The organism is Enterobacter sp. E1 (genome assembly GCF_016809815.1).
Classification (GTDB): Bacteria; Pseudomonadota; Gammaproteobacteria; order Enterobacterales; family Enterobacteriaceae; genus Enterobacter; species Enterobacter adelaidei.
Genome location: NZ_JAFBJM010000008.1, coordinates 20,994 through 36,759, shown reverse-complemented (window position 1 = coordinate 36,759; position 15,766 = coordinate 20,994). Strand labels below are relative to the sequence as shown.

Genomic DNA, 15,766 nt, shown 5'->3' with positions numbered 1-15,766 from the left:
GATTGCTGAATTAGAGATCGGCATCCTTACATTCTTTATACTTTGGAGTTTGAAAATGTCTCTAAGCGTTGAAGCTAAAGCTAAAATCGTTTCTGAGTTTGGTCGTGGTACTAACGACAGCGGTTCTACCGAAGTTCAGGTTGCACTGCTGACTGCACAGATTAACCACCTGCAGGGTCACTTTGCAGAGCACAAAAAAGATCACCACAGCCGTCGTGGTCTGCTGCGCATGGTTTCTCAGCGTCGTAAACTGCTCGACTACCTGAAACGTAAAGATGTTGCACGCTACACCGCGCTGATCGAGCGTCTGGGTCTGCGTCGCTAAGTCTTGCGAGTTTCAGAAAAGGGGGCCTGATGGCCCCTTTTTTCAACCAGACGGCAGCAATTCACTGGAAACTATTGTATTGTTGCTATAAATGATCTTCATTGCAGAGGTTCGCGCGGCTAATGAGAGGCTTCACCCATGAGGGTGTCGGTTGTCATTAGTCGCGAGGATGCGAAGAAGGTCGGGTTAAATCGACAGCACGCCGTGGGTGTGCTGTCAAACATTTAAGAAAGGACAGAACTTTGCTGAATCCGATCGTTCGTAAATTCCAGTATGGTCAACATACCGTCACGCTGGAAACCGGCATGATGGCACGTCAGGCTACTGCTGCCGTTATGGTAAGCATGGATGACACCGCGGTATTCGTGACCGTAGTGGGCCAGAAAAAAGCAAAACCAGGTCAGGACTTCTTCCCGCTGACCGTTAACTACCAGGAGCGTACTTACGCTGCCGGTAAAATCCCAGGTGGTTTCTTCCGTCGTGAAGGCCGTCCAAGCGAAGGCGAAACCCTGATCGCGCGTCTGATTGACCGTCCCGTTCGCCCGCTGTTCCCGGAAGGTTTCGTGAACGAAGTTCAGGTTATCGCGACCGTTGTTTCCGTTAACCCACAGGTTAACCCGGACATCGTAGCGATGATTGGTGCATCTGCTGCCCTGTCACTGTCTGGTATTCCATTCAATGGCCCAATCGGTGCCGCGCGCGTAGGTTACATCAACGACCAGTACGTACTGAACCCAACTCAGGAAGAGCTGAAAGAAAGTAAGCTGGACCTGGTGGTTGCAGGTACTGAAGCGGCTGTCCTGATGGTTGAATCCGAAGCTGAACTGCTGAGCGAAGACCAGATGCTGGGCGCCGTGGTCTTCGGTCACGATCAGCAGCAGGTTGTTATCCAGAACATCAACGACCTGGTGAAAGAAGCGGGTAAACCACGTTGGGACTGGCAGCCAGAAGCGGCAAACGACGCACTGAATGCACGCGTTGCTGCACTGGCAGAATCTCGTCTGAGCGATGCGTACCGTATCACTGACAAACAAGAGCGTTACGCTCAGGTTGACGTGATCAAATCTGACGTTACCGCAGCCCTGGTTGCTGAAGACGAAACGCTGGACGCTAACGAAATTGGCGAAATCCTGCACGCAATCGAGAAAAACGTTGTTCGTAGCCGCGTTCTGGCTGGTGAGCCGCGTATCGATGGCCGCGAAAAAGACATGATCCGTGGTCTGGACGTTCGTACTGGCGTACTGCCACGTACTCACGGTTCTGCACTGTTCACCCGTGGTGAAACTCAGGCGCTGGTGACGGCAACTCTGGGTACTGCCCGTGATGCACAGATCATCGACGAACTGATGGGCGAGCGTACTGACAGCTTCCTGTTCCACTATAACTTCCCTCCGTACTCCGTAGGTGAAACCGGTATGGTGGGTTCGCCGAAGCGTCGTGAAATTGGTCACGGTCGTCTGGCGAAGCGCGGTGTGCTGGCAGTGATGCCAGACGCAGACAAATTCCCGTACACCGTTCGTGTGGTTTCTGAAATCACCGAATCTAACGGTTCTTCTTCTATGGCTTCCGTGTGTGGTGCCTCTCTGGCGCTGATGGATGCAGGCGTGCCAATCAAAGCCGCTGTTGCGGGTATCGCAATGGGTCTGGTGAAAGAAGGCGACAACTTTGTTGTTCTGTCTGACATTCTGGGCGACGAAGATCACCTGGGCGATATGGACTTCAAAGTAGCGGGTTCCCGCGACGGTATCTCTGCACTGCAGATGGATATCAAAATTGAAGGTATCACCAAAGAGATCATGCAGGTTGCTCTGAACCAGGCTAAAGGTGCGCGTCTGCACATCCTGGGCGTGATGGAACAGGCGATTAACGCACCGCGTGGCGATATTTCTCAGTTCGCTCCGCGTATTCACACCATCAAGATCAATCCAGACAAGATCAAAGATGTTATCGGTAAGGGCGGTTCTGTTATCCGTGCTCTGACCGAAGAAACTGGCACCACCATCGAAATCGAAGATGACGGTACAGTGAAGATTGCTGCAACCGATGGCGAGAAAGCGAAATTCGCTATCCGTCGTATCGAAGAAATCACCGCAGAAATCGAAGTGGGCCGTATCTACGCTGGTAAAGTGACCCGTATCGTTGACTTTGGCGCGTTCGTTGCCATCGGTGGCGGTAAAGAAGGTCTGGTTCACATCTCTCAGATCGCTGACAAGCGCGTTGAGAAAGTGACCGATTACCTGCAGATGGGCCAGGAAGTACCGGTTAAAGTTCTGGAAGTTGACCGCCAGGGCCGTATCCGTCTGAGCATTAAAGAAGCAACCGAGCAGTCTCAGCCAGCTGCTGCGCCAGAAGCACAGGCAGCAGAACAGCAAGGCGAGTAAGTTGCCATTTGCCCTCCGCTTTGCGGAGGGCCTATTATCAGGCAGGACGCCTTGTTAAGCCGCCGGGGGACAGGACGTTCATCCAATAGTTGTCTTCGGGAGTGGGAAATGAAGCCTTTTTTGCGCTGGTGTTTCGTTGCGACAGCTCTAACGCTGGCAGGATGCAGCAACTCTGCCTGGCGTAAGAGCGAAGTCCTCGCAGTGCCATTGCAACCGACTTTGCAGCAGGAAGTGATTCTGGCACGCATGGAACAAATTCTTGCCAGTCGGGCTTTAACCGATGACGAACGCGCACAGCTTTTATATGAGCGCGGAGTGTTGTATGATAGTCTCGGTCTGAGGGCATTGGCGCGAAATGATTTTTCACAAGCGCTGGCAATCCGACCTGATATGCCTGAAGTATTCAATTACTTAGGCATTTATTTAACGCAGGCAGGCAATTTTGATGCTGCCTATGAAGCGTTTGATTCTGTACTTGAGCTTGATCCAACTTACAACTACGCGCACTTGAATCGCGGTATCGCATTATATTACGGCGGTCGTGACAAGTTAGCGCAAGATGATCTGCTGGCGTTTTATCAAGACGATCCTAATGATCCTTTCCGTAGCCTGTGGCTTTACATCGTTGAGCGGAAGCTCGATGAGAAGCAGGCAAAAGAGGCACTGAAACAGCGCTTCGATAAATCGGACAAGGAACAGTGGGGATGGAACATTGTCGAGTTCTACCTGGGCAACATTAGCGAAGCAACGCTGATGGAACGCCTCAAGGCGGACGCAACGGATAACACCTCGCTCGCTGAGCATCTCAGTGAAACCAACTTCTATTTAGGTAAGTACTACCTAAGTCTGGGGGATAAGGACAGCGCTACGGCACTGTTCAAATTAGCGGTTGCTAACAACGTACACAACTTCGTTGAGCACCGTTATGCATTGTTGGAATTATCGCTCTTGGGCCAGGAGCAAGACGACCTGGCAGAATCGGACCAGCAATAGCTGACGACATAAACATCAGCCCGTAATCTTTTGATTGCCATCACCTTAACTGGTGAGGGCGTTGTTGTTCGTCAATACATCTAATTTGAGCCGGTTCACACTTTTCAATGAAAATTGCAGATCATTTTCACGATGAGCTAAGTAGACTGGCCGCCATTGACATTGAGGCACTCGTACTACATGGCTGAATTCGAAACCACTTTTGCAGATCTGGGCCTGAAGGCTCCTATCCTTGAAGCCCTTAACGATCTGGGTTACGAAAAACCATCTCCGATCCAGGCAGAATGTATCCCACATCTGCTCTCTGGTCGTGACGTGCTGGGCATGGCCCAGACTGGTAGCGGTAAAACTGCGGCGTTCTCGCTGCCGCTGCTGAACAACATTGATCCGGACCTGCGTGCACCGCAGATCCTCGTCCTGGCTCCAACCCGTGAACTGGCTGTTCAGGTTGCTGAAGCAATGACGGAATTCTCTAAACATATGCGCGGCGTAAACGTGGTAGCCCTGTACGGCGGCCAGCGTTATGACGTGCAGTTACGCGCCCTGCGCCAGGGCCCACAGATTGTTGTCGGTACGCCTGGCCGTCTGCTGGATCACCTGAAGCGCGGTACTCTGGACCTCTCTAAACTGAGCGGCCTGGTACTGGATGAAGCAGATGAAATGCTGCGTATGGGCTTCATCGAAGACGTAGAAACTATCATGGCGCAGATCCCGGACGGTCATCAGACCGCGCTGTTCTCTGCAACCATGCCAGAAGCGATTCGTCGCATTACCCGCCGCTTCATGAAAGAGCCGCAGGAAGTGCGTATTCAGTCCAGCGTCACCACTCGCCCGGACATCAGCCAGAGCTACTGGTCTGTATACGGCATGCGCAAAAACGAAGCGCTGGTACGTTTCCTCGAAGCGGAAGATTTTGATGCGGCGATTATCTTCGTTCGTACCAAAAACGCGACCCTGGAAGTGGCTGAAGCGCTTGAGCGTAGCGGCTACAACAGCGCAGCGCTGAACGGCGACATGAACCAGGCCCTGCGTGAGCAGACTCTGGAGCGTCTGAAAGACGGCCGTCTGGATATCCTGATTGCAACCGACGTGGCAGCACGTGGTCTGGACGTTGAGCGTATCAGCCTGGTTGTTAACTACGATATTCCGATGGACTCCGAGTCTTACGTTCACCGTATCGGCCGTACCGGTCGTGCGGGTCGTGCGGGTCGTGCTCTGCTGTTCGTTGAGAACCGTGAGCGTCGTCTGCTGCGTAACATCGAACGCACCATGAAGCTGACCATTCCAGAAGCTGACCTGCCAAACGCAGAACTGCTGGGCAAACGCCGTCTGGAGAAATTCGCCGCGAAAGTTCAGCAGCAGCTGGAAAGCAGCGATCTGGATCAGTACCGTGCACTGCTGTCGCAGATTCAGCCAACCGCTGAAGGCGAAGAGCTGGATATGGAAACCCTGGCTGCAGCACTGCTGAAAATGGCGCAAGGCGAACGTAGCCTGATCGTGCCACCAGATGCACCAATGCGTCCTAAGCGTGAATTCCGTGACCGTGACGATCGCTTCGAACGTCGTGGCGACCGTAACGATCGTGGCCCACGTGGTGACCGTCCAGAGCGCGGTGGTGAAGACCGTCCACGTCGTGAGCGTCGTGACGCGGGCGACATGGAGCTGTACCGCATTGAAGTGGGCCGTGATGATGGTGTTGAAGTTCGTCATATCGTTGGCGCGATCGCTAACGAAGGCGACATCAGCAGCCGTTACATTGGTAACATCAAGCTGTTCGCATCCCACTCTACCATTGAGCTGCCAAAAGGCATGCCGGGCGAAGTACTGCAGCACTTTACTCGCACCCGCATCCTGAACAAGCCGATGAACATGCAGCTGCTGGGCGATGCACAGCCACGTCCTGACCGTGGCGGTGAACGTCGTGGCGGTGGTCGCGGTTTCGGTGGTGAGCGTCGTGAAGGCGGTCGCAGTGAAGGTCGTGGCGGTGAAGGTCGTCGTTTCTCCGGCGAGCGCCGTGAAAACCGTGGCCCACGTCGTGACGAAGGTTCAAGCCGTCGACGTGACGCGTAAGCCTTACGCCACTGACGTAAAGTAAAATATACAGCCCCGATAAACGCTATCGGGGCTTTTTTTATTTCTTTTGTACTCCTGTACTGGTACAGTGCTGCACATTAAAATGCATCACCGCATTATTGACTGGAGAAATGGCTGTATGGCGACACTAACCACCACCCAAACGTCACCTTCGCTGCTTGGCGGCGTGGTGATCATCGGCGGAACCATTATTGGGGCCGGGATGTTCTCCCTGCCCGTGGTCATGTCCGGTGCGTGGTTCTTCTGGTCGCTGGCGGCGCTGGTCTTTACCTGGTTCTGTATGCTCCATTCCGGGCTGATGATCCTCGAAGCGAACCTGAACTACCGTATTGGTTCGAGCTTCGACACCATTACCAAAGATCTTTTAGGTAAAGGCTGGAACCTGGTGAACGGCCTCTCCATCGCGTTTGTGCTTTACATCCTGACCTACGCGTATATTTCAGCGAGCGGTTCTATTCTGCACCACACCTTTTCGGAGATGTCGCTGAACGTTCCGGCGCGTCTGGCGGGGCTGTGTTTTGCCCTTGGCGTGGCGTTTATCGTCTGGATGAGTACCAAAGCGGTGAGCCGCATGACGGCGATTGTGCTGGGCGCGAAGGTCATCACCTTCTTCCTGACCTTCGGCAGCCTGCTGGGGCACGTCACTCCCGCTACACTGTTTAACGTCGCCGAAGTGAATACCTCCTATACGCCGTACCTGCTGATGACGCTACCGTTCTGTCTGGCGTCGTTCGGCTACCACGGCAATGTGCCGAGCCTGATGAAGTACTACGGCAAAGATCCGCGTACGATTGTGAAATGCCTGGTCTACGGCACGCTGCTGGCGTTGGGTCTGTATGTGATTTGGCTGCTGGGGACGATGGGTAATATCCCGCGTCCGGAATTTATCGGCATTGCGCAGAAGGGCGGTAACATTGATGTGCTGGTGCAGGCGCTGAGTGGTGTGCTGAACAGCCGTAGCCTGGATCTCTTGCTAGTGGTGTTCTCCAACTTTGCCGTGGCGAGCTCTTTCCTCGGCGTAACGCTGGGCCTGTTTGACTACCTGGCGGATCTGTTTGGCTTTGATGATTCTGCTATGGGGCGCTTCAAAACCGCGCTGCTGACCTTCCTGCCACCGATTGTGGGTGGCCTGCTGTGGCCGAACGGCTTCCTGTACGCCATCGGCTATGCCGGACTGGCGGCAACCATCTGGGCGGCGATTGTCCCGGCGCTGCTGGCGCGCAAATCACGTAAACGCTTCGGCAGCCCTAAATTCCGCGTCTGGGGCGGCAAGCCAATGATTGTGCTGATTCTGGTGTTTGGTATCGGTAACGCGCTGGTGCACGTGCTGTCGAGTTTTAACCTGTTGCCTGTGTATCAGTAAACGACTCTTTTCGCCCTCTCCCACAGGGAGAGGGCCGGAGTAACAAAACACACTTCCCTACATTTCTTCTTTCACCTGCATCGCCAGCTCAAACGAATGCAAACGTGCCTGGTGATCGAAAATCTGGCCATTAACCATAATCTCATCCGCCTGCGTTTCACGCAGCACCGCTTCAAGCCCGTGACGCACTTTCGCCTTATCGCCCACCAGAGACATGCTCAGCGCCTGCTGCACGCCATACTGCTCGGAAGCGGACCACAGCTGATGCATATTCTCCACCGGCGGCGGGAGTTGACCCGTCTCGCCGCGGCGCAGCTTCACAAAGGCCTGCTGCATGGAGGTGAACAGGAATTCCGCGTCGCGATTGCTGTCGGCGGCAATGATGTTGATACACACCATCGCGTACGGTTTTTCCAGACGTTCAGATGGTTTGAAGTTCGTGCGGTAGAGATGCAGCGCCTGATGCAGCATATCCGGCGCGAAGTGTGAGGCAAACGCAAATGGCAGCCCCAGCTGTGCGGCAAGCTGTGCGCTGTAGAGGCTTGAGCCCAGCAACCACACCGGGATCTTCTCGCCGTAGCCCGGAACCGGGCGCACGTGTGGGTTCGGGTCCCGCGCATCGAACCAGTCCACCAGTTCCGCCACATCGCGTGGGAAGTTGTCGATATCCCCACTCATATGGCGACGTAGCGCGCGCATGGTCGGTTGATCGCTGCCCGGCGCACGGCCAAGCCCTAAATCAATGCGCCCTGGATAGAGGGTATTGAGCGTACCAAACTGCTCGGCAATCACCAGGGGCGCATGGTTCGGCAGCATGACGCCACCGGATCCGAGATGCAGCGTGGTGGTGTTCGCCGCCAGATAGCCAATCAGTACTGATGTCGCGGCACTGGCGATACCCACCATATTGTGGTGTTCCGCCAGCCAGTAGCGGTGATAGCCACGTTTTTCGGCAAGAAGAGCAAGATCCAGAGAGTGGGAAAAGGCCTCGCCCGCTGAGGAGCCTTGTGGGATCGGCGCCAGATCCAGCACCGAAAACGGAATGGTTTTATTAGTCATAACAGCTCACTTTGTCGACGGTGAATCTTTTAATAGTGCATTAAAAATTAATAACCGTTGTTAACAAAGTGAGCCTTTACACTTTATCGCTATACCTGCAGTTCCAGCCCGGCGAGGCGCTTCCAGTAACCGTTGCAGTCGCTGTTAGCGGTCAGCGGCAGCGGAGATGTCCCGTTTTCATTGGCGCGGAAGGCGTCCAGCATTGCGAACACGCTGGTATCCAGCGGCGACAGACGCACCATGTCTACCAGCCCGTTCATCGATGCCAGCTCATTGCCCAGGTTATAGACATAACCGCTCATGGTCTGAATACCGTTCAGAACAAATACCTGCTGATTCTCCTGAGACAGCATGCTGCGCCCGTTCGGGTACTTGATGCAGCAGGTTTCGCACTCGTCTTTCGGGCGATCTTCCGAGCGCGCGGTAAAGCAACGGGCAGAGTAGGCCAGCGGCAGGTGGCCGTAACTGAGCACTTCCACTTCAAACTGATTGCGAATGCCTAACTCTTCGCACTGAGTCAGCAGGTTTACCAGCCAGTCGCGGGAGAGTTCTACCGGCATGCACCAGCGCGTCATCCCCTGTTTGAGCAGCAGACGCAGGGTGACGGCGTTATAGCAGTTCAGCGCATGACCCGCGACAAACGGCAACTTGCGTTCAGCGCACATGTTCACCACGCCCAGATCGCTCGCTTCCAGCAGGAACTCGCCGTTCTCAACGTAACGCTTCAGTTCTCCCAGTTCGGAAGAGGCTTGTACCAGTGCGAGCGTTGAAAGCACCACCTGTTTGCCGCTTCCGGCCAGGTTTTTTGCCATATCCAGCCAGTCGCCGACCTTAGTGGCGCGGCGTTTGCTGCACACGGCTTCACCGAGATAAATCACATCGGCGCTGCTGGTGGCGGCCTGTTGGTAAAAATCTTCCAGCGTCTCTTTTGACCAGTAGTAGAGCACCGGCCCTAATGAATATTTCATGGTTATCTCACTGCCATTTACGGTGATACGCGCCAAGCGTGGTTTGCGTGCCTTCGGACATCGAGCCGAGCGTCTCCATCCAGGCCGGTTGTGGGGCGTAGTTCTGCGGATCGGCCATGCAGCGGTCGATGGCCTGACGCCAGACTTTCGCCACCTGGCTCACGTACGCCGGGCTGCGCTGGCGACCTTCGATTTTTACCGAGGCAATATTGGCCGCCAGCAGTTCCGGCAGCAGTTCCAGCGTGTTGAGGCTGGTGGGTTCTTCCAGCGCGTGGTAACGCTCGCCATCGACCAGATAGCGACCTTTACACAGCGTCGGATAGCCAGCGTTTTCACCGTCCTGATAGCGGTCGATCAGTACTTCATTCAGACGAGACTCCAGCCCCTGCGGCGTTTGCTGCCAGCGAACAAATCGGGCAGGGGAGCAGGCCCCGACGGTATTCGGCGATTCACCGGTTAAATAAGAGGAAAGATAGCAACGGCCTTCAGCCATGATGCACAGGCTACCAAAAGCAAAAACTTCAAGCGGCACTGGCGTGACGCGCGCGAGTTGCTTAACCTGATGAATAGAGAGCACGCGCGGCAACACCACGCGGGCCACGTCAAAGTGTTGATGGTAAAAACGCACGGCCTCTTCGTTAGTGGCAGATGCCTGAACAGAGACGTGGCGCTCAATATGGGGATAGCGTTCTGCCGCATACTCAAGCATAGCGAGGTCGGCCAGGATTAGCGCATCCGCACCCAGTTGTGCCGCCATATCCACCGCACGCTGCCAGCGGGCATAGCCATCAGGATGGGCAAAAGTATTGATGGCGATATGCAGTTTGCGGCGGTGCTGGTGAACGAAGTTAACGGCTTCCTGAAGCTTTTTCTCCGTAAAGTTGAGGCCAGCAAAATGGCGGGCGTTGGTGTCATCTTTCAGCCCGATATAGACCGCATCGGCCCCATTTTCGATGGCCGCCTTAAGCGCCGGAAGGTTTCCGGCTGGGCAGAGCAGCTCCATAATTTATCCTGATGTAGTCGATCGCAAAATTGTTAACGAGCTGGGATTTTAATTAACCCATACGCGACAATTTTTGATTTAAGGCAGCTAATGGCGTATTGATGGCACCAATAATGAGGTACGGCGGACGACGGTTTGTTGATTTACGCCGCTATGTTGCGCTTCGGATATGGCAAAATAGCAGGACTATAGATATCAGGGAGTAAAGCTCGTGCTGGATAAACTGCGTTCACGTCTCGTACAATTTGGTCCATCAATGCTGAGCGTGCCGGTCAAGCTGGCACCGTTCGCGCTTAAACGCCAGGTGCTGGAGCAGGTCCTGAGCTGGCAGTTCCGCCAGGCGCTGCAGGACGGCGAGCTGGAGTTCCTGGAAGGCCGCTGGCTAAGCATTGAAGTGCGTGACATCGGGCTACGCTGGTTTACCTCCGTTGAGAATGATCAGCTGATCGTACGTGAATCCGCTGACGCGGATGTGAGCTTTAGCGCCAACGCCAGCGATCTGCTGATGATTGCCGCGCGTAAGCAAGATCCGGATACGCTCTTCTTCCAGCGTCGTCTGGTCATTGAAGGCGATACGGAGCTGGGCCTGTACGTTAAGAATTTAATGGATGCCATTGAGCTGGAGCAGATGCCAAAAGCGCTGCGTGTCATGTTGATGCAAATGGCAGATTTCGTTGAGGCTGGGCTGAAAAGCCCGCCGGAAAGCAAACACACTTCAGTAGGTGAGCCATGCTGATTCGAGTTGAAATTGGGATTGATGCACCGGGAATTGATGCGTTGCTACGCCGCTCTTTTGAGAGCGATGCCGAGGCCCAACTGGTCCACGATCTCCGTGAAGATGGCCTGATTACGCTGGGGCTGGTTGCTACCGATGACGAAGGTCAGGTGGTCGGCTATGTGGCCTTCAGTCCGGTCATCGTTCAGGGCGAAGATCTTCAGTGGGTGGGAATGGCACCGCTGGCGGTAGATGAAAACTATCGCGGGCAAGGGCTGGCACGTCAGCTGGTCTATGAAGGGCTGGATTCGCTGAATGAGTTTGGTTATGCGGCCGTTGTCACGCTGGGCGATCCGGCGTTCTATGGACGATTGGGCTTTGAGCAGGCCGCGCATTACGATCTGCGCTGCCGCTGGCCGGGTACGGAATCTGCTTTCCAGGTCCATCGTCTGGCGGACGACGCGCTCAACGGGGTCAATGGCCTGGTCGAGTACCACGACCATTTCAATCGCTTTTAATCAGGTGCTCGCGTAGCGCCTCAAACGAGCCGTCTCCGCTCACGAGGCGCTCTTTCTGGCGCTTCGTCAACTGCTTAATACGGTATTCCAGTCTTAGCGCCAGCGATCTGTCACCAACAGGTGCTGAAAAGGCGAGTTGTAGTTCTCCTTTCCCCCGCAGTGCTTTTGCCCCTTTTCCCGTTTGATGTTGTAAAAAACGCCGCGCCACATCGGTAGTGATCCCGGTGTAGAGTGCGTTATCAGCGGTTCGGACAAGATAGAGAAACCAGCACACGGTAAACAGATTCAGTATGTTAAGGTGAACGCACCATAGCATGAGAGAGAATGAAAATGGAAACACTGGCCCCCATTAACCGCTGGCTGGCGAAACAGCATGTCGTCACCTGGTGCGTGTACAGCGAGGGTGAGATGTGGTGCGCAAACGCGTTTTACTACTACGATCCGGAGCGTGTGGCCTTTTATATCATGAGTGAAGATAAGACACGTCATGCGCAGATGACTGGCCAGCAGGCGGAGGTCGCGGGCACGGTGAATGGCCAGCCTAAAACGGTCGCATTGATCCGTGGGGTGCAGTTTAAAGGGGAAATCCGTCGTCTGGACGGAGAAGAGAGCGACGCGCGTCGTAAGCTTTACACGCGCCGCTTTCCGGTTGCCGCTGCGCTAAAAGCCCCGGTATGGGAAATCCGCCTTGATGAGCTGAAATTTACCGACAACACGCTGGGCTTTGGCAAGAAGCTGCACTGGCTACGCGCCGAGCAGGCGTAGCGCTTCGCGGTTAAATGCCGGAAGATCGTCCGGGGTTCGGCTGGTGATCAGCTGGTCTTTGTCGTTGACCACTTCCTGATCGTAAAACTCGGCTCCCGCATTTTTCAGATCGATAACGATCGGTTTCACAGCCGTGAGCTTACGCCCGCGTACAACCTCAGCGCTGATGAGCAGTTGCGGGCCGTGGCAGATGGCAAAGACCGGTTTGCCGGTAGAGACAAAGTCCCGTGTAAAGGTCACGAAGCGTTCGTCACCGCGCAGGGAATCCGGTGAATGGCCGCCGGGTAACAGCAAGGCGTCAAAATCTGACGGGCTAACGTTATCGATAGTCTCGTCGATGGTCACGCTGGCCTCGCCCTTATGACCTTTCACCGTTTTGCCCGCTTCTTTCTCAATGGTGATGACCTCATGTCCCGCCTTGCGGAACGCCTCGGCTGGAGAGGTGAATTCTGAATCTTCAAACTCGTCGGTAATCAAGACTGCGATTTTTTTGCCCATGCTTCCTCCGTTGTTTTGGCTTCAGACTGATTTTTCTCCGCTTGTGGTAAATACTTACCTGTAACAGACTTCTAAGTGTGGTCAACCACGCTAAGTTCGCAAACGGACAATTCTGTAAAGGGGAAAAGATGAGTCAGGTACTGCTTACAGGCGCAACCGGGTTGGTGGGCGGGCATTTACTGCGTCTGCTGATTCAGGAGCGCAAAGTGAATTATATTGCCGCCCCGACGCGGCGACCGCTCGCAGATATCTCCGGCGTCTTCAACCCACATGATCCGCAGCTGACGGACGCGCTGGCACAGGTGCAGGACCCCATTGATATCGCATTTTGTTGTCTCGGCACGACCCGGCGTGAGGCGGGCAGTAAAGAGGCGTTTGTGCATGCGGACTACACACTGGTGGTGGATACGGCACTCACGGCCAAAAGGCTTGGGGCCAAACATTTCCTGGTGGTCAGCGCGCTGGGTGCCAGTGCCGGATCGCCTTTTTTCTACAACAACGTGAAGGGCAAAATGGAGGACGCGCTGATTGCGCAGAGATGGGATTACCTGACGATTGTTCGCCCCTCCATGTTGCTGGGACACCGCGACGAACGGCGTTTTAATGAGTCTATTTTCGCCCCGCTATTCCGCATTCTTCCGGGGAACTGGAAATCCATTGAGGCGCAGGATGTCGCACGCGCGATGCTGAAAGAGGCGCTTTCACCTTCGAAGGAAGGGGTGAACATTATCCCTTCGGCAAAACTGCGTGAAATCGCGCAGGGCGAGGCGTAAACTCCCCCGGCTAATTACCTACTACTCTCCGGGGAATGCTATGACTGGTCAGTCTTCATCTCAGGCGGCAACACCTGTTCAATGGTGGAAGCCCGCGCTCTTCTTTCTTGTGGTCATTATCGGCCTCTGGTATGTGAAATGGCAGCCCTACTACGGCAAAGCCTTCACCGCCGCCGAAACGCACAGTATCGGTAAATCTATTCTCGCTCAGGCTGATGCCAGCCCGCTGCAGGCGGCGTGGGATTACGCCATGGTCTACTTCCTTGCCGTCTGGAAAGCCGCCGTTTTAGGCGTCATTCTGGGGTCACTGATTCAGGTACTTATTCCGCGGAACTGGCTGGTGAAAACCCTTGGGCAGTCGCGTTTTCAGGGCACGCTGCTGGGGACAATTTTTTCTCTGCCGGGCATGATGTGCTCCTGCTGTGCGGCTCCTGTTACTGCGGGGATGCGTCGCCAGCGTGTCTCGATGGGCGGCGCGCTGGCTTTCTGGATGGGTAACCCGCTGTTAAACCCAGCGACGCTGGTGTTTATGGGTTTTGTTCTGGGATGGCATTTTGCGTTCATCCGTCTGGTGGCTGGATTGCTGACGGTGCTGGTGGTCGCGACGCTGGTACAAAAATGGGTGAAAGATAATGCCGTTGAACCGGCGTCAGTTGAGCTGAACGTCAGCGAGCCTCAGGGGAGTTTCTTCATGCGCTGGGGTCAGGCGTTATGGCAGCTTTTCTGGAGCACCATCCCGGTCTATATCCTTGCGGTACTGGTTCTGGGGGCTGCGCGCGTCTGGCTTTTCCCACATGCGGATGGCGCTATCGACAACACGCTGATGTGGGTCATTGCGATGGCCGTTGCAGGCTGCCTGTTTGTGATCCCAACGGCGGCGGAGATCCCGATTGTGCAGACCATGATGCTGGCTGGCATGGGCACCGCACCGGCGCTGGCGCTGCTCATCACACTGCCTGCAATTAGCCTGCCGTCGCTTATCATGCTGCGTAAATCATTCCCGGCCAAAGCGCTGTGGCTGACTGCGGGGCTGGTGGCGTTGAGTGGGGTGATTGTGGGAAGTTTTGCATTGGTTTAAGGCAAAAAAATACCCGGCATTGCCGGGTATTGTTTGTTACTTGATATAAGTAAACGCGGTGGTGACGTGTTTCACGCCGCTCACCCGGCTGGCGATATCAGCCGCGGCTTTCCCTTCACGGTCGGTTACCAGACCCAGCAGGAACACTTCACCGTTTTCCGTCGTCACTTTCACGTTGGAAGATTTCACCTGATCAGAACCCAGCAGTTGGGAACGCACTTTGGTGGTGATCCAGGTGTCAGACGATGCGGTGCCCAGGCTGACAGGCTGTCCCTGGCGCACTTCGTTGAAGACTTCTGTCGTACCTTCTACACCCATCGCAATCTGTTTGGCGCGGGAGGCGAGTTCCATGTTAGGGGCCTGGCCTGCAAGCAGCACTTTGCCCTGATAAGCCGTCACATTGATGCGCGCTTCTTTCTTAATCTGTTCGTCTTTCGACAGCGCACTGTTGACGCGCAGCTCAAGCGTACCGTCATCCACCTGCGTCCCGACAGAACGCGGATCGGTTGCCGCTTTGGTGCCTACAGCAGCAGTACCCACGACAGCCGCAGCGATACATCCCTGAAGCAGTAATGCAGACATAAGGACTGCGAGGGTCGATAAAGCCTTCATAAGAACTCCTTAATCATCCTGGTGAGGGAAAAGCGTGTTATCGATCAGGTCGCATAAGCAATTTACCGTCAGCATATGCATTTCCTGAATACGCGCGCTACGGTGAGAAGGAATGCGGATTTCCACATCCTGCGGCCCCAGCAGACCCGCCAGCTCACCACCGTCATAGCCGGTTAAAGCCACGATAGTCATGTCCCGGGTTACGGCGGCTTCAACGGCTTTAACAATGTCCCGGCTGTTGCCGCGTGTGGATATTGCCAGCAGTACATCTCCGGCATGGCCGAGGGCTCGCACCTGCTTAGCGTAAATTTCGTCATGCAGACGATCGTTAGCAATCGCTGTTAAGACCACATTATCGGTATTAAGTGCAATGGCAGGTAAACTCGGACGTTCTGTTTCAAAACGATTGATCATGCTGGCAGCAAAATGCTGCGCGTTGGCGGCTGACGTTCCGTTGCCACAACAGAGGATTTTGTTGCCATTAAGCAGGGATTGCACCAGCGTCATCGCGGCACGGGAGATCGCATCCGGTAGCGCTTCCGCCGCGGCAATCTGAGTCTGGATGCTTTCTGTGAAGCACACTTTAATTCTTTCGAGCACGTTATCCCTTTTAAATCTTAA

General features: G+C 54.8%; 17 protein-coding genes and 1 pseudogene. 11 read left to right on the top strand and 7 right to left on the bottom strand.

Going from position 1 to position 15,766, the window contains the following annotated elements; all coding sequences use genetic code 11:
* Window positions 1–55: 55 nt before the first annotated feature.
* The 6 genes and pseudogenes from rpsO (at window position 56) to mtr (ending at window position 7,156) form a co-directional block, all read left to right on the top strand.
* Window positions 56–325, top strand: coding sequence for a 30S ribosomal protein S15 (gene rpsO / locus JGF26_RS17845; RefSeq protein WP_003861789.1), 270 nt, complete (start codon window positions 56–58; stop codon window positions 323–325).
* Window positions 326–567: 242 nt separating this feature from the next.
* Window positions 568–2,764, top strand: a pseudogene (pnp, locus tag JGF26_RS17840) (polyribonucleotide nucleotidyltransferase).
* A 50-nt stretch (window positions 2,765–2,814) separates the two neighbouring features.
* A complete protein-coding gene (gene nlpI, locus JGF26_RS17835; RefSeq protein WP_008501476.1) occupies window positions 2,815–3,699 on the top strand; it encodes a lipoprotein NlpI in 885 nt (294 codons plus the stop codon).
* Window positions 3,700–3,806: 107 nt separating this feature from the next.
* Window positions 3,807–3,887 (top strand): protein YrbN, encoded by an 81-nt coding sequence (gene yrbN, locus JGF26_RS17830; RefSeq protein ID WP_097533792.1) that lies wholly within the window; start codon window positions 3,807–3,809, stop codon window positions 3,885–3,887.
* Window positions 3,880–5,769 carry a DEAD/DEAH family ATP-dependent RNA helicase gene (locus tag JGF26_RS17825; RefSeq protein ID WP_028017050.1) on the top strand — a complete coding sequence of 630 codons (1,890 nt, stop codon included), beginning with the start codon at window positions 3,880–3,882 and terminating at the stop codon, window positions 5,767–5,769. The genes yrbN and JGF26_RS17825 overlap by 8 nt, the downstream gene beginning before the upstream one ends.
* A 142-nt stretch (window positions 5,770–5,911) precedes the next feature.
* Window positions 5,912–7,156, top strand: a complete 1,245-nt coding sequence (gene mtr / locus JGF26_RS17820; protein ID WP_129324185.1) for a tryptophan permease — start codon at window positions 5,912–5,914, stop codon at window positions 7,154–7,156.
* A gap of 57 nt (window positions 7,157–7,213) precedes the next feature.
* Here the strand turns inward: mtr and JGF26_RS17815 are convergent, their stop codons facing one another.
* The 3 genes from JGF26_RS17815 to JGF26_RS17805 form a co-directional block, all read right to left on the bottom strand.
* Window positions 7,214–8,215: a luciferase-like monooxygenase gene (locus JGF26_RS17815; protein ID WP_128348185.1), complete on the bottom strand. Its 1,002-nt coding sequence runs from the start codon at window positions 8,213–8,215 to the stop codon at window positions 7,214–7,216.
* Between the two features lie 89 nt (window positions 8,216–8,304).
* Window positions 8,305–9,183, bottom strand: coding sequence for a U32 family peptidase (locus JGF26_RS17810; RefSeq protein ID WP_128348184.1), 879 nt, complete (start codon window positions 9,181–9,183; stop codon window positions 8,305–8,307).
* Window positions 9,184–9,190: 7 nt separating this feature from the next.
* Complete coding sequence (locus JGF26_RS17805) at window positions 9,191–10,186, bottom strand: peptidase U32 family protein (protein ID WP_028017054.1); 996 nt, start codon at window positions 10,184–10,186, stop codon at window positions 9,191–9,193.
* Between the two features lie 211 nt (window positions 10,187–10,397).
* Between JGF26_RS17805 and JGF26_RS17800 the strand changes: the two genes are divergently transcribed.
* Window positions 10,398–10,922, top strand: coding sequence for an SCP2 domain-containing protein (locus JGF26_RS17800; RefSeq protein ID WP_028017055.1), 525 nt, complete (start codon window positions 10,398–10,400; stop codon window positions 10,920–10,922).
* The gene (locus JGF26_RS17795) at window positions 10,916–11,419 is read left to right on the top strand and encodes an N-acetyltransferase (RefSeq protein WP_028017056.1); all 504 of its coding nucleotides are present in this window, start codon (window positions 10,916–10,918) and stop codon (window positions 11,417–11,419) included. The genes JGF26_RS17800 and JGF26_RS17795 overlap by 7 nt, the downstream gene beginning before the upstream one ends.
* Here JGF26_RS17795 and JGF26_RS17790 read toward each other — a convergent pair.
* A complete protein-coding gene (locus tag JGF26_RS17790) occupies window positions 11,406–11,735 on the bottom strand; it encodes a GIY-YIG nuclease family protein (RefSeq protein ID WP_108091077.1) in 330 nt (109 codons plus the stop codon). The two genes, JGF26_RS17795 and JGF26_RS17790, sit on opposite strands and share 14 nt — an antisense overlap.
* 14 nt (window positions 11,736–11,749) lie before the next feature.
* Between JGF26_RS17790 and JGF26_RS17785 the strand changes: the two genes are divergently transcribed.
* The gene (locus JGF26_RS17785) at window positions 11,750–12,184 is read left to right on the top strand and encodes a YhbP family protein (protein WP_134708515.1); all 435 of its coding nucleotides are present in this window, start codon (window positions 11,750–11,752) and stop codon (window positions 12,182–12,184) included.
* Here JGF26_RS17785 and JGF26_RS17780 read toward each other — a convergent pair.
* On the bottom strand, window positions 12,164–12,682 hold the full coding sequence (locus JGF26_RS17780) for a type 1 glutamine amidotransferase domain-containing protein (protein ID WP_008501486.1): 519 nt from the start codon (window positions 12,680–12,682) through the stop codon (window positions 12,164–12,166). The genes JGF26_RS17785 and JGF26_RS17780 overlap by 21 nt on opposite strands.
* A gap of 128 nt (window positions 12,683–12,810) precedes the next feature.
* On the opposite strand from JGF26_RS17780, the gene JGF26_RS17775 reads away from it, so the two are divergent.
* Both JGF26_RS17775 and JGF26_RS17770 read left to right on the top strand, forming a co-directional pair.
* Entirely contained in the window at window positions 12,811–13,455 is a 645-nt protein-coding gene (locus JGF26_RS17775; RefSeq protein ID WP_049007614.1) for an NAD(P)H-binding protein, read from the top strand.
* Window positions 13,456–13,495: 40 nt separating this feature from the next.
* Window positions 13,496–14,533: a permease gene (locus tag JGF26_RS17770; protein ID WP_134708505.1), complete on the top strand. Its 1,038-nt coding sequence runs from the start codon at window positions 13,496–13,498 to the stop codon at window positions 14,531–14,533.
* Between the two features lie 36 nt (window positions 14,534–14,569).
* Here JGF26_RS17770 and dolP read toward each other — a convergent pair whose 3' ends face one another.
* Window positions 14,570–15,145, bottom strand: a complete 576-nt coding sequence (gene dolP / locus JGF26_RS17765; protein WP_028017061.1) for a division/outer membrane stress-associated lipid-binding lipoprotein — start codon at window positions 15,143–15,145, stop codon at window positions 14,570–14,572.
* A gap of 9 nt (window positions 15,146–15,154) precedes the next feature.
* Window positions 15,155–15,745, bottom strand: coding sequence for a DnaA initiator-associating protein DiaA (diaA, locus tag JGF26_RS17760; RefSeq protein WP_003861754.1), 591 nt, complete (start codon window positions 15,743–15,745; stop codon window positions 15,155–15,157).
* Between the last annotated feature and the right edge of the window lie 21 nt (window positions 15,746–15,766).